Raw genomic sequence first — 13,072 nt, forward strand, 5'->3', positions numbered from 1 at the left:
ACCACGCACGGAGCCGAGGGACGCGACGCGGTGGCGTCCCTCGGCCCGGGTCCTGCTGTGTGCCGCGTTTCAGGCAGTGGCCCGGAACAGGGCGACGTTCCCCCGCACCACGACCCGCGAGAACGGAAAGTGTGCAGCGAGCGCCCGGGCCAGACCGTCCGGACTGTCGCCCTGGTTCTGGAAGTTGCCGCGCCGGTGCTGCTCCACGAGCAGCCGCCGGGTCAGCGCGTTCATCCGCACCCCCTCGGCGAGCACGGTCGACCCGAACAGCGTGCCGCCCGGCCGCAGCACCCGGGCCATCTCCGCGAAGGACTTTCCCTTGGCGTCCCAGCCGCCGGGAACGGTGTGCAGCACCAGACTCATGGCGACCGAGTCGAAGGCACCGTCCGGCAGCGGCAGCGGTTCGAGCAGGTTGGCCCGGCAGGTCCGGGGACGGTAGCGGGCCAGCCGGTGCGCCGACATCTCCAGGCACTCCTGGCTCAGGTCGAGCAGGGTGATCTCGGGCGGCGGACCGGTGAAGCCGCAACGGTCCAGGAAGTAGCCGGTACCCGGTCCGATGTCGAGGTGGCGGGCACCGGTGGCGCGCCGGTAGAGCCGCAGCATGTCGCCGCGCGGACAGCGCCACACCACCGAGCAGAACAGCCCCAGCACCACGGCGTCGTACACCGCCAGCCGCCGCCGGGTGTACGCCTCCTGTGCGTGACGGGTCCGCGGGTCCCATGCCCCGGGGTCGGCCAGGTCGGGGACGGGCGGGCCGGGGACGAGCGGGTCGGGGACGGACAGGTCGGGGACGGGCGCCCCGGATGCGGATGCCTCGGAATCGGTTGCTTCGGAATCGGATGCGTCGGAATCGGATGCGTCGGATGACACAACCGCACCTCCTCCCATGCAGTTCGGCCGCGGCGGGCGCCTGGCGAGAGCGACAGGCCGGTCGGCTCACCTGGTCCGGTGGGCCACGAGCAGAGTGTCGTCCCCGGCCAGCGGGCGGTGGCTGACCTCCGCGAAGCCGGCGTCCTCGAACCACCCGGCGGCCTCCGACGGCGTGTACTCACTGCCGCCCGGGGTGCAGAGCATCATATTGAGGCTCACGAGCAGGGAGTTGGTCTTCGTGCGGCGCTCCTCATCGATCATCGTGTCGTAGGCGAGCGCGTAACCGCCCGGCGCCACCGCCTCGAAGGCCCGCCGGGCGAGCTGCCGCCGCTGCTCGACGTCCCAGTCGTGCAGGACATGCCCGAACACCACGACCTCGGACTCCGGCAGCGCATCGCGGAAGAAGTCCCCCGGCCGGAACGCCACCCGCCCGGTGAGGCCGAGTTCCGCCATGTGCTCGGTGAAGACGGGCTCCACCGCAGGCAGGTCGAAGACCGTCGCCTCCAGGTGCGGGTGCGCCCGAACCAGCTCGGCGAGCACGTTGCCGCGCGCTCCGCCGACGTCCGTGACCCGCTTGACCGTTCCCCAGTCGAAGGCGTCCACCAGCGCCCGGCCGCTGGGGCCGTTGAGTGCGTCCATACCGCCGTAGTAGGCGCGCCACTCCTGACGGCTGCGGTGCTGGCGGACGAACATCCCGGCTCCCGGGCGCGCCCCGTTCTGCGGCTCGCCGGTGAGCAGCCCCTCTCCCACCCGCGCCCAGCGGGCGTCGGCCTGCTGGAGGAACCGGCCCAGGTAGGCGGCCTTCTCGCCGTCGAGGAACCGTGCGGCCAGCGGCGCGGTGCGGTAGGCCCCATCCTCGTCCGCCCGTTCCAGCAGCCCGACAGACACCAGGGAATCCAGGAAGTCGGCCGCGCCGCGCCGGCCGATCCCGAACCGGTCGCACACCCCGGCCGGTGTCATCGGAGTGTGCAGCAGCGCGGTGAACAGGCCCAGTTCGACCGCGAACAGGACTGTGCGCCACTTGTAGAAATCGGCAGCCATCTGCAGCAACGGCTCGGCCGTCGCACCGGCCTGTGCACCCTTCGTCATACGCCCGTCTCCTTCGGCAGTGTCTGACGGTGCTCGGCAGGAAGCTACGGCGCGGCACTCGACAGCAGCTATACGACCGCTGGATACCGCCCCCAGCCAGGCGAACGACGCGGGCCAAGAGCCGGAGCGCCCTCCGGTCACGGTCGCGGGCTCCGCCTATTCCTGCCGTACCGGCTCCCGGTCCCCCGGCCTGGCGAAGCACCGCAGCAGTGGTCCGGTCATCACCGTCGTGACGACGGCCATCACGACCATCTCCGAGTAGAGCCCGCCGTCCAGCAGACCGATCTGCAACCCCACGCTCAGCGCGATGAGTTCGGTCAGCCCGCGGGTGTTCATCAATGTGGCCAGCACCGCGGAGCGGCGCGCCGGCAGCCCCTGGGATCTGGCGCCGAGCCAGGTGCCGGCGAACTTCCCGGTGACCGCGACGGCCAGGATGAGAGCGAGGTCCCACAGCCCAGACGCACCGATCCGGGAGAGATCGACGTTCAGCCCGGCGACGATGAAGTAGACCGGCAGCAGCAGTGTCGTCGTGAACTGCACACGAGGCAGGAGTACGTCCTTCAAGCCGGTGCCTTCCCCACGGGGCATGACGAGGCCGAACAGAAAGGCCCCGAGCACGAAATGGAGCCCGAGCGCCTGCGTCACCGCGGCCGACACCAGCAAGCCGATGAGCACGACGGCGAGACTTCCCGCCGACGCCGGACCCTCGGGGCCCCCACCGCTCAGCGCCCGCTCCAGCAGCGGTCTGCCACGGGTGATCAGCACCAGGGCGTAGGGCACGATCAGCAGTACCCACCAGGGACTTTGCCCCGCGGTCCCGGCGATTACCTGGACGGCGGCGAGCGCCGTCCACGCGACGAGATCGCACACCGCCGCCGACGACAGTGCGATCATCCCCAGCCAGGTGCCGCTCATCCGCCGGTCGGAGAGGATGCGCGCCAGCACCGGAAAAGCGGTGACCGACACGGCCACCGCGATGAACAGGATGAAGCCGGCCCGGCTTGCGGGGTGCCGCTCCCGGAGCAGGTGGAGCGCGAGCAGCGCGCCGAGGGCGAACGGCACGACGGCGGAGCCGAGGACGGTTCCGACGGCGATCCGTCCGGAGCCCCGGAGCCTGCCGAAGTCGACCTCGTACCCCACCACGAACATGAAGAGCACCAGCCCGAGATTGGCCAGTGCACTCAGATAGGGCCGGATGTCCGTGGGGAACAGCGTGTGCGCGAGCGCCCCGTGGAACAGCGTGGGGCCCAGTAAGAGCCCCCCGACGATCTCACCGATGACTGCCGGCTGGCCGAGCCGGTGAGCGATCCGGCCGGCCACCCGGGCCATCAGAAGGATCAGGGAGAGATCTGCGAAGAGTATTGCCGCGTTGAGTTCGGTCACCGTCGCCACCTCGCGCTTCAGTCAGCATCCGTCCGTATCCATCCGCATCCGTCCGTACGACGGCGACGCCCTGTCGCATGAAGCGCGCCGCCCCACCTAGGCGTGTCTTTCGGGTCATCCCGCGGCCGCTCCGGACGCCTCCGTGCGCGCCATCCTCGGCCACCGCATCGCGATCGGCCTCGAAGGTCACTCAAATCCCGGGCTGTTGGCCCCACCCGGACGGACCGGTCCGGCTGCCGACAGCGAAACTGACCGAACTGACCTTGCTGACCACCGTCTGCTCTTCACCCCGCCCCGCTCCTGCACTGTCATGGGTAGAGCTAGAGCACCCACCGGTGCGCCGGCGACCATCTGGGGGGACCTGATGCTGGACAAGAGTTACGTCGTGCCCTGGGGCAAGCGGGGCGTGCTGCCCGCCGACACCGAGGCAGCCGTACTGGCCGAGCTCATCCACGAGAGCACCCCGCTGCCGACGGGCGTGCGACGGGAACGGTTCGAGCGCTCCTTCGCCGAGTCAGTGGGCAGCACGCATGCCATCTCGGTGACCAGCGGAACGGTCGCCCTGCAACTGGCCGTCCGGATGCTCGGACTGACCCCCGGCGACGAGGTGATCGCCACCCCGCAGACCCATCAGGCCACCGTCCAGCCGCTGTTCGACTACGACGTACAGGTCCGGTTCTGCGATATCGACCCCACCACCCTCACCCTCGACCCGGCCGTGCTGGAGTCGCTGATCACCCCGCGTACCAAGGCCCTGCTGCTGGTGCACTACGGCGGCTGCCCCGCCGAGATGGACACGATCATGGCGCTGGCACGCCGCCACGGCTTTCTGGTGCTGGAGGACTGCGCCCATGCGCTGGGCACCCGCTACCGCGGACGCAGCGCCGGGTCGCTGGCGGACATCGCCACCTTCAGTCTCCGCAACTCCCGGAACAACAGCCTGCTCGGCAAGGGCGGTCTGATCACCTGCGACCGGGACGACTGGGCCGAGCGTCTGTACCGGCTGCGCGCCGACGGCACCGACGCGCGCAGCGCACACCTGCGGCCGGACCACACGGCGGCGCCGAACCCCGCGCTGTGGACCCCGCACACCGTCCCCCTCCAGCGCGGCCCCGCACGACGGCCCGGCGGCGCCGCGACGATGCCGGACATGGTCGCGGCCCTCGGCCAGACCCAGCTCACCCGGCTCCCGGCCACCACCGCCAGACGACGCGCACTCGCCGGCCGCCTGGACGAGGTACTCGCCCGCTACCCCTTCATGACCCCGCAGTCGACACCCGCGCACAGCACACACGCCTACCACCTCTACACCTGCTTCACCGACCACCAGGAACTGCGCGACCGGCTCGTACTGAGCCTGGACCGCAGAGGCGTGGAGATCCAGCTCCGCTACTTCCCCCAGCATCTGCTGCCGCAATGGCGCCACCGGGGCCATCTGCGCGGCGAGTGCCCGGTCGCCGAACGCAGCTGGTTCGAGCAGCATCTCAACCTTCCGTGCCATCCATTGCTGACGGCCTATCAGGAGGACTACCTCATTGAGGCGTTGGACGAGTCGTTGGCCGAGCTGAACGGTGGGATCCCGGCTCCGCCTCCGGTGCCGGTTACGGCCTGCGGGCGGTAGTCGGGGGCCGGTGGCCGGTGGCCGGTGGCCGGTGGCCGGTGGCCGGTGGCCGGTGGCCGGTGGCCGGTGGCCGGTGGCCGGTGGCCGGTGGCCGGTGGCCGGTGGCCGGCTGATGGTCTGCCGCCGCCCCGGCCCGGCACCATGGCCCTCCCCCCGGGGCATGGTTCCTACGACAACGTCGTGGCATCGGCGTACTTCTTGATGAGTTCATAGGAGCGAATGCGGTCGCCGAGCTCGTAGACGGGTGTGGTCAGCATCAGTTCGTCCGCTCCGGTCTCGCCGGCCAGTTGCGCAAGCCGTCGGACGACGGTCTCGGGTGTCCCGACGGCTTGCTGTGCACGGAAGCCGGCCAGCGCCCGTCGCTCCTCGGCCGTGAAGGGGTGGGTGGCCGCGGCCGCGGGCGTGGGGAAGGGGATCTCACTCAGGCCTTTGAGGAGCCCTGCCTTGACGACCTCCATCGGCCCGACTCGCCACGCGGCTTCTTCTTCCGTCTCGGCACACACCGCCTGCACGCACACCAGCACCCGAGGCCGCTCGCACCAACGGGACGGGGTGAAGTCGGCCCGGTACCGTTCCACCGCCGCAAGGGTGTTGTCCGGCCGGATGTGGTGCGCGAGGGCGATCGGCAGGCCAAGTCGTGCGGCGAGAGCGGCACCTGCGGTGCTGGAGGCCAACAGCCATGGCTCCGGCAGCGGGTCGAGCGCGACTTCGTCGACCAGAAAGGACAGGATCGCAGCCACGTCTTCGTGGTACTCCGCGTCCGTCGTCGGGCCGGCCCCGCGGCGCAGAGCCCGTGCCGTGGCCTCGTCGAAGGTGCCAGGACCACGGCCGATACCCAGGTCGATACGGCCCCCGTGCAGGCCGGCCAGCGTTCCGAACTGCTCCGCCAGCGTGAGGGGGGCATGGTTGGGCGCCAGCACACCGCCCGAACCGAGACGGATGGCCGAGGTCGAGGCCGCAGCGTGCGCGATCAGCACGACCGGCGGAAACGCCCCGATGGCGGGCGAGTGGTGATGCTCGGCGTACCAGACCCGGTGGTAGCCCAGCCGTTCCAGTCTGTGCGCGAAGGCGGCGGTGTCGCGCAGGGTCTCCACGGCTCGTCTGCCCGTTTGGACCATAGCGACTTCCAGCGCTGAAAGAGGTACATCGATCATGTCGCCAGCATAAGGATCGAGCGTTCGATAAGGGCGCCGCACTCCTACTGTTCCCAGCCACAAATCCCAGTTCGCCGCCGTGAGTTGGGGCAGCGCGGGCGCCAGGGGGTGATGGTGTTACTCCCCCATACGCATCAGCAGATGGCCCCGGCGGAACCGTTCCCCCTCGCGCGGCTCACGCAGCATCCGGCCGACTTCGATGAATCCCACTTCGCCGGCCAGCCCCGCGAGGTCGTCGATCGGCCACCGGTAGGCCGTCGTCACTTTGTGGTCGAACGCCGTAATGGGCTCACCTTCTGACTCGAAGAAGGCGAGCAAGAGGTGGCCGTCCAGCGCGAGTACCCGCCGGAACTCGGCGAAGTACGAGGGCAGGTCCTGCGGTGGGGTGTGAATGACCGAATACCAGGACACGACACCTTGCAGCTTGCCGTCGGCCAGGTCCAGGGCGTCCATGGAACCGACGTCGAACCGCAGGTCCGGGTATGCCTCGCGGGCGAGATCGATCATCACCGGCGACAGGTCGACGCCGAAGACGTCCAGCCCCAGGTCCCGCAGGTGCGCGGTCATACGCCCAGGGCCGCATCCCAGCTCGGCCACGGGTCCGGGATCGGTGCTCCGCACGAGCTCGGCAAACGCAGCGAGCACCGCACGATCCAGCGGAAGGGCGGGCTCGTCGCGGACGAGTTCGGCGTAGCGGACGGCAACGGCATCGTAGGCATCCGCTGTCACACGGAGGTGCAAGGACGGTTCAGAAGTTTCAGTCACAAGCGAGGACACTAGAGCCTCCGTCCCCGCTCGCCGACCTCGGCGTGAGCTTCCTCGGCGAGTCCCTCATGGTCGGCAGTCGCGGCATGGCGTCAGGAATCCCCTTCGCCCCGGCACGTACTCGCTGACTCCTCATCAGAGACTTGGGGGCTACCCTCCCTCGCTCTCCCGCCTCAGAAGTTCGTCCTCGACAGCGCTCAGATTCTTGCGCCAATCACGGGCGGCCCTGGGGTTACGGCCCATGCGCCGCGCTACGGCGTCCTGAGCACGCTGGGCAGCAAAAGCTCGGCGCTCACGTAACTGCTCGATGGTGAGGCCGGCGAGATCGGCATCCCAGTCGTCGTAAAGCTTCCAGCGACTCACGGCAGCCAGGATGCCGCCACAACGACCGGGTCGCTCGGGATTTTCGGTCCCACGAACAGACTCAGGCTGGAGGCCCTGAGAGCGTGTCTCACGGCTGGTGGCCTGGCTAGATGTGTGATCAAGAAACGGACTACCGTCGCCGGTCTGCCCGCTCTCCAACTGCCCCGACATCACTGATGAATTGCAGCCTGGGCGCTTCCCCCACGACCGGAGCCCCGCTCGCTGTCGTGGGGACCCGCCATAGAGAGCCATGGGTGAGGTGGGATAGGTCAGACCCCCTGGCGAATCAGGTGCGCCAAGGCTGTGCGTAGCCTTCCCGCAGCGGTCCGCCCAGCAGGTCGAGGACCTGCTCAGCAGCGGCTGCCAACGGGACGGGGTCGGCGCGTTCGGCCACCGCCTGGTGGCCGTCCAACAGGGCCTTGCCTCGTGCCGGGTCTGCGCTCAGCAACCTGCGGGGCAGCCACTTACCGATGCCCGTCCAAGCGTTGTGGTAGGCCGTAAGAAGGTGTGTCGCCTCGCGCAGAGTGAAGTCGGCGAGGGCGAGCTGTTCGTACCGATTGGTCGGCGGGGTGTCGACCAAGTCATCCACGAAGCAGGTGAGGCCGTAGCGGGACCGTTCCCGCTCCGCTGGGGTGAGCGGGGGTGGCCCGGACGCGAGTGCCGCTCGGGCCTTTTCACGCGTACGGGACAGATGGCCGTGCGGGTCCATCAAGGGCAGCCCCTGGTCATAGATGAACAGGACCGTGCCACGACGACGGGCTCTGTCCCACTCAAAGAATTCCGGCACGTCCGCGAGGGTGTTCAGGAACAGCTCGGCCAGGCGGCCTTCGTGGCGTATCACCTCACGACGGCTGGTATCCGAGTCCGGCAGGAGGACGGCCACGTCGAGATCGCTCATCGGGGTGGCACGCCCCTGGGCAGCCGAGCCTCCCAACATGGCACCCAGCGCGTGGGGAAAGAGGGTGGTGACCAGGCGCAGAGCTTGGGTGGCAGGGCTTTCTTGATCACTCATGGGCACTCATCGTGCCAGGTGCGCTCCAAGCGCGACGTAACCCAGCGCGTGCCTCGTCGCCCTTTGATGACTTATGCCCTTTTCGACTCTCAGCCGATGATGAGCGGGAGCTTCGCGGCGACATCGCCCAGCACGGCCTTCTCTTCATCGCTCGGCGTGCGGCGTCCGGTGCCGATCAGCAGCGCGTCCGTGTCGGAGAGCGGGGCGGGAAACGGGGTCCCGGCGATCTTCTCCAGCGATGCGCGTGCCGCCGCGAGGGTCTCGGCGGGGGGCTCGGCGGCCGACGGCAGATGCGCGATCAGGTCGAGGTGATGCAAGGTCCATTCGAGTACGTACGCGGACAGGTAATCGCCGACGGTCAGCACCTCGTTGCGAGTGCTGACGCGGACGGCGGGATCGGCAAGTTCGGCGGCGCGGCCCGCGGCAGAACCGACGTCGTCGAGGTGGAACTTGAGCCACCGCGGCTCGCCGTATGCGGCGGCCAGCCGGGGAATCAGCGCATCGAGCGGGTCCTCTCCGGTTGGGGGTTCGACGAGCTCCCAGTAGGTGACCGCGTCCACGGTCGGTTCGGTTTCGGCGGGCGTGACCAAGGTGATCAGGACGTCCTGAGCATCGATGACCAGGTGGCACACCAGGTCCCGCACGAGCCAGCCGGTACAGCCGGACGGCCGCTCGAAGTCCTCATCCGGGATATCGGCGACCGCCGTGCGCAATGCCGTCCAAGAGCGTGAGAAGAGATCCACTGCGGCACGGTAGTGCCGGAACGGAACGACGGACAAGCATATTTGGGTGGTCGGTTCCCGTGCCCCCGGGCCTGGAACTGGCCTGCCGGGGACCGGCAACACGCATCGGACGCTGCCGAAAATGCTTCGGCAAATTTCGCCTGTCCCCGCAGGACCAGCAGCCCGTTACGCGGTGCGGCCGAAGTCCGGCCCTGCTGGGCAGTTCCTCGGCCCACCAGCTGCATCAGGCTGTGAGTCGGGCCTTGAGCAGAAACGTCGTCATCGTGTGGGTAGTCTCCGCGGGATCGGTGAATGGATGGCCGGGTCTCGGCCCAGCGAGATCGTCTTCACCCATTTCCTGCGCTGGTCTACGGGTGCGGCAGTCCCCTACCTCAGCAGCCTGCCGTTCGAGCCCGGGGCGCCTCCGCCCCGAGACGCACGTCCCCCCGGTCCATGTCCGTGTCGGCGGGCCCGTAAGAGAGACGATCAGGACGCCGCTCCGGCGACGTGGCGGAACGGCGTCCCCACCATGGCTCGGCTCAGCTCACCCCACCCCCACCGAAGCCGACCGCATCGGTCGGTGGTCGGCCCGTCCCTTCTCGTAGACCGTCAGGCCCCGGGCCAGATGAAGCGGTACCAGGAGTAGTTCCACGATGAGGGCCTTCCAGGCGTAGACGAGGTTGACGGCCTTGGTTGCGTAGACACAGGGGATGTTCAACAGCACTCCCGGCAGCGGGAGTTTGCGGCGGCGGGCGGCGTAGATGAGGGGTGGTGTCGTGAGCAGGAGTTCGGCGCCGACCCACCAGAGGAAGGCGAGTGCGGGTGGCTGGTCGGTGGTTGCGGCGAGGACGAACGGGGTCGCCCACCACAGCGGTGCGGTGAGGATCTCCAGGAGGGCCAGCAGGACCCAGACCGCCAGCAGGGGTTTGTGGACGATCAGGCCACCGAGGTGTAGCCGGACGTTCTGGCAGAAGCCGGCCATCCAGCGCCAGACCTGTTTGCGGAGGTAGGTGAGGTCTTCCGGGTCGGCGGCGAGGGCTACGGCGTCGGAGACGTAGACCGCACGTCTGCCCGCGATCTGCTGGGACCACGTGAAATCCATATCTTCCACGATGGTTCGTTCAGGGAAGCCGCCGAAGGCCATCAGATCGTCGCGCCGGAAGACGGAGCAGCAACCCGAGCAGACCATGGGGCTGTTGGCGCAGGCCTGGATTGGGCGGTGCCAGTGGAAGCCGAAGAGATACTCGGTGGAGCGTCCGCGCTCCCAGAGCGTACGGGTGTGGCGGGTGCGGACCGTTCCTGCCGCGACGGCGACACCGGGGTCCTCGAAGACGGGAACGACGGTCTCGATGTAGTCCGGCGCGAGGACGGTGTCCGCATCGACGGCCAGTACGAGGTCGGTGGTGCACTGCGGCAGGGCGAAATTCTGCGCCTTGGCCTTGCTGCCCAGATTGTGCGGCGGGCGCAGTACGGTCACGCCGTGTGCGGCCGCCACCTCGCCCGTACGGTCCGTGGAAGCGTCGTCCACGACCAGGATCCGGTCAGGCCGGACGGTTTGCCGTGCGAGGGACTCCAGCGTGGCCGGCAGCCCCTCCTCCTCGTTGTGAGCGGGCACGATGACGGTGATGGTGTGCAACTCGATCTCCCCCTGTCTTGCGGATCGCGCCGGCTACGACCATGACCAGTCCGATCACGCCGTAGACAATGGTGCTGATGCCGATGAACGGCAGTCCTCCGTGCATGTCACCGACGGTAGTGACATGACGCGACGGATGGTTCCGGAGGCTTCCTCCTGTGGATAACTCAGCGGCGACGACGTTGGGTTGGGGGTGGAGGGAGGGCAATGGATCGGGTCCCCCGGCGGGGCTAGGTCGACCGCGTCCGAAGTTCATTCACTCTCCGCCGTCGTCGTCACTGCGGAGGGCTGCTGGCCGTACCCGGCAGGGGTTGTCGGCGGCTGCGGTTCCCCGGTGGTTTTGGAGCGGTGCGGCAGTGCGCCTGCGGCCAGGGCTCCGAGGGCGGCTACGCAGGCGAGGGCCGGCAGCGTGCTGCCCATGGCGGAGGTGAGCGCGTCGGCGGTCCCGTGCAAGCCGCCGACGGACGGGACCTTGCCGGCCGCCGTCGGTGCGGTGAGGGTCATCAGCATGGTGGCCAGGGCGACGCCCAGCGTCGGGCCGATGTTCATCGCGGTCTGTTGGAGTCCGCCGGCCACCCCGGCATGGTCCGCCGATGCCTGGTGCACGATGACCGCCGTCGCGGTGACCATCACCGTGCCGAAACCGGCGCCCAGCAGGAGGAATGCAGCGCCGATGGCCGGTGCCGCCGAGGACCGGTCGAGCAGGGAGAGGAGCAGGATGCCGAGGGTGAGGAGGGTCATCGCCACCACGGTCGTCCGGCGGGCGCCGTGCCGGCGCTGGAGCACCGCCGCGGCCGGCGCGCTCAGCACCATCATCACGGCCAGCGGCAGCACCCGCAGCGCGCTCTGCAGTGGGTCCAGCGCGAGGACGTCCTGAAGGAAGTAGGTGCCGACGAACAGCGTGCCGAACAGGGCAGCCGAGGCGGAGAGCAGCACGGCCAGGGCCGCGGCAACGGGCGGTGAGCCCAGAAAGCCGAGGGGCACCAGCGGACTTGCGGTACGTCGTTCCTGCCGGAGGAACGCGCCGAAGGCCGCCACGGCCGTGACCGCTCCGGCCCCAGTGACCGCTGTCCAGCCGCTTTCCGGCAGGGCGACGAGGGTGTACACCAGGCACAGCAGGGCCACCGCGAGCAGGCAGGCACCGAGGAGGTCGAGGCGGGCGGCGAGTGAGGCGCCGGGCGCGGCGGCCGCCGGGACCCGCCGGGGCGCCGGTGCCGCCGCCGGGACACCTCCGGCCGGGAGACGAATGGCCGGGACCCGTACGGCCGGACCGCGTCCGTCCGGAACCCGTACGACCAGCGCCATCGCTCCGGTCACCAGCGCGGGCAGCACCGTCAGGAAGAAGACGGCTCGCCAGCCCAGGTGGGCGACCAGCGCGCCGCCGAGGACGGGGCCGGCGGCGGCCGACAGCCCGATGGCGCTGGTGCGCAGGGCGATCGGCATACCCAACTGGTCCTCGGGGTACGTGGCGCGCAGCATTCCCAGAGTCGCCGGTTGCAGCAGCGCGCCACAGATCCCCTGGGCCACCCGCAGGCCGATCACCCAGCCGATGCCGGGGGCCAGGCCGATCCCCGCCGAGGTGGCGGCGAAGCCCAGGGTGCCCAGGGCGAAGAGCCGTTGGTGGCCGTACCGGTCACCGAGACGGCCGGCGAAGACGAGCAGGCTCGCAACCGCGATCAGATAGCCGGTGCTGGTCCACTGGACCTGTACGAACGAGGCGTGCAGATCCCGTTGGAGGGTGGGCTGGGCAATGGTCAGCACGGTGCCGTCCAGGGCGACGAGTACGGCGCCGGTGATGCTGCCGGTGAGGATCAGGCGCCGATGGCGTCGGGTGGTCACCGGTCCGCCGTCCCGAGGTGTGCGTCCAGCGCGGCCCGGAGCAGCGGCTCGACCTCGTCGGTTCCGGTGGCGAGCGGGAGACTGCCCCAGATCCACAGCTGGGCGATGCCGTGCAGGTTTGCCCACAGGGCGCCCGCGACGACCGCCGGCTCCGCACCGGAGCCGGGCAGGGCACGGGCGACGAGGTCGACGAGCGTCCTGAAGAGCGGCAGGCTGGTCTCCCGCAGGCCGAGCTCATTGCTCTCCAGCAGGTCATGACGGAACATCAGCTCGAACATGCCGCGGTGGTTCAGCGCGAAGTCGAGATAGCTGCGGCTCAGCGCCATGAGCTGCGCGCGAGGGTCGGCCCGGTGGTCGCCCGTCTCCTCGGCGACCGTACGGGCCAGGTCGGCGAACCCCTCCCGCGCGATGGCGGACAGCAGCTCCAGATGGGTCGGGAAGTAGCGCCGCGGGGCACCATGCGAGACGCCCGCCCGGCGCGCGATCTCCCGCAGCGTCAGCGTCTGTATGCCTTCCTTGGTCACCAGGTCGACCCCGACCTGGACCAACCGGGCGCGCAGGCCTGCTTCTTGGCCGTGTTGGTCGTTCATGGGTACTGTTTAGCAGAGGGGGTAGACA

Annotated in this window: 12 protein-coding genes; 1 reads left to right on the plus strand and 11 read right to left on the minus strand. The window is 69.5% G+C overall.

Annotation, left to right across the window (positions count from 1 at the left end; all coding sequences use genetic code 11):
• Window positions 1–69 precede the first annotated feature (69 nt).
• From CPH93_RS06865 to CPH93_RS06875, 3 genes are all read right to left on the minus strand, one after another.
• Complete coding sequence (locus CPH93_RS06865) at window positions 70–870, minus strand: class I SAM-dependent methyltransferase (protein WP_159032267.1); 801 nt, start codon at window positions 868–870, stop codon at window positions 70–72.
• Between the two features lie 66 nt (window positions 871–936).
• A complete protein-coding gene (locus CPH93_RS06870; RefSeq protein ID WP_093486030.1) occupies window positions 937–1,959 on the minus strand; it encodes a methyltransferase in 1,023 nt (340 codons plus the stop codon).
• Between the two features lie 156 nt (window positions 1,960–2,115).
• The gene (locus tag CPH93_RS06875; protein ID WP_096215335.1) at window positions 2,116–3,342 is read right to left on the minus strand and encodes a cation:proton antiporter domain-containing protein; all 1,227 of its coding nucleotides are present in this window, start codon (window positions 3,340–3,342) and stop codon (window positions 2,116–2,118) included.
• A gap of 364 nt (window positions 3,343–3,706) precedes the next feature.
• On the opposite strand from CPH93_RS06875, the gene CPH93_RS06880 reads away from it, so the two are divergent.
• Complete coding sequence (locus CPH93_RS06880) at window positions 3,707–4,963, plus strand: DegT/DnrJ/EryC1/StrS family aminotransferase (RefSeq protein WP_096212285.1); 1,257 nt, start codon at window positions 3,707–3,709, stop codon at window positions 4,961–4,963.
• Between the two features lie 167 nt (window positions 4,964–5,130).
• On the opposite strand, the gene CPH93_RS06890 is transcribed toward CPH93_RS06880, so the two are convergent.
• The 8 genes from CPH93_RS06890 to CPH93_RS06925 form a co-directional block, all read right to left on the minus strand.
• On the minus strand, window positions 5,131–6,117 hold the full coding sequence (locus tag CPH93_RS06890) for an LLM class flavin-dependent oxidoreductase (RefSeq protein WP_096212286.1): 987 nt from the start codon (window positions 6,115–6,117) through the stop codon (window positions 5,131–5,133).
• A 117-nt stretch (window positions 6,118–6,234) separates the two neighbouring features.
• On the minus strand, window positions 6,235–6,894 hold the full coding sequence (locus CPH93_RS06895) for a class I SAM-dependent methyltransferase (protein WP_096212287.1): 660 nt from the start codon (window positions 6,892–6,894) through the stop codon (window positions 6,235–6,237).
• Between the two features lie 138 nt (window positions 6,895–7,032).
• Window positions 7,033–7,245, minus strand: a complete 213-nt coding sequence (locus CPH93_RS35705) for a hypothetical protein (RefSeq protein WP_159394970.1) — start codon at window positions 7,243–7,245, stop codon at window positions 7,033–7,035.
• Between the two features lie 286 nt (window positions 7,246–7,531).
• Entirely contained in the window at window positions 7,532–8,257 is a 726-nt protein-coding gene (locus tag CPH93_RS06905) for a nucleotidyltransferase domain-containing protein (protein ID WP_096212288.1), read from the minus strand.
• An 89-nt stretch (window positions 8,258–8,346) separates the two neighbouring features.
• Window positions 8,347–9,000 (minus strand): maleylpyruvate isomerase N-terminal domain-containing protein, encoded by a 654-nt coding sequence (locus tag CPH93_RS06910; protein ID WP_096215336.1) that lies wholly within the window; start codon window positions 8,998–9,000, stop codon window positions 8,347–8,349.
• Window positions 9,001–9,523: 523 nt separating this feature from the next.
• A complete protein-coding gene (locus tag CPH93_RS06915) occupies window positions 9,524–10,615 on the minus strand; it encodes a glycosyltransferase family 2 protein (protein ID WP_096212289.1) in 1,092 nt (363 codons plus the stop codon).
• Window positions 10,616–10,867: 252 nt separating this feature from the next.
• Window positions 10,868–12,454 carry an MFS transporter gene (locus tag CPH93_RS06920; protein WP_096212290.1) on the minus strand — a complete coding sequence of 529 codons (1,587 nt, stop codon included), beginning with the start codon at window positions 12,452–12,454 and terminating at the stop codon, window positions 10,868–10,870.
• Window positions 12,451–13,044, minus strand: a complete 594-nt coding sequence (locus tag CPH93_RS06925; RefSeq protein WP_096212291.1) for a TetR/AcrR family transcriptional regulator — start codon at window positions 13,042–13,044, stop codon at window positions 12,451–12,453. Before CPH93_RS06925 ends, CPH93_RS06920 begins: the two co-directional genes overlap by 4 nt.
• Window positions 13,045–13,072 lie beyond the last annotated feature (28 nt).

Origin of the sequence: Streptomyces sp. 2323.1, from assembly GCF_900221035.1 — a bacterium.
Lineage (GTDB): Bacteria > Actinomycetota > Actinomycetes > Streptomycetales > Streptomycetaceae > Streptomyces > Streptomyces sioyaensis.

Coding starts and splice junctions, on each gene's coding strand:
- CPH93_RS06905 (WP_096212288.1), bottom strand. CDS start 8,257: ATGAGTGATCAAGAAAGCCCTGCCACCCAAGCTCTGCGCCTGGTCACC.
- CPH93_RS06870 (WP_093486030.1), bottom strand. CDS start 1,959: ATGACGAAGGGTGCACAGGCCGGTGCGACGGCCGAGCCGTTGCTGCAG.
- CPH93_RS06880 (WP_096212285.1), top strand. CDS start 3,707: ATGCTGGACAAGAGTTACGTCGTGCCCTGGGGCAAGCGGGGCGTGCTG.
- CPH93_RS06890 (WP_096212286.1), bottom strand. CDS start 6,117: ATGATCGATGTACCTCTTTCAGCGCTGGAAGTCGCTATGGTCCAAACG.
- CPH93_RS06925 (WP_096212291.1), bottom strand. CDS start 13,044: ATGAACGACCAACACGGCCAAGAAGCAGGCCTGCGCGCCCGGTTGGTC.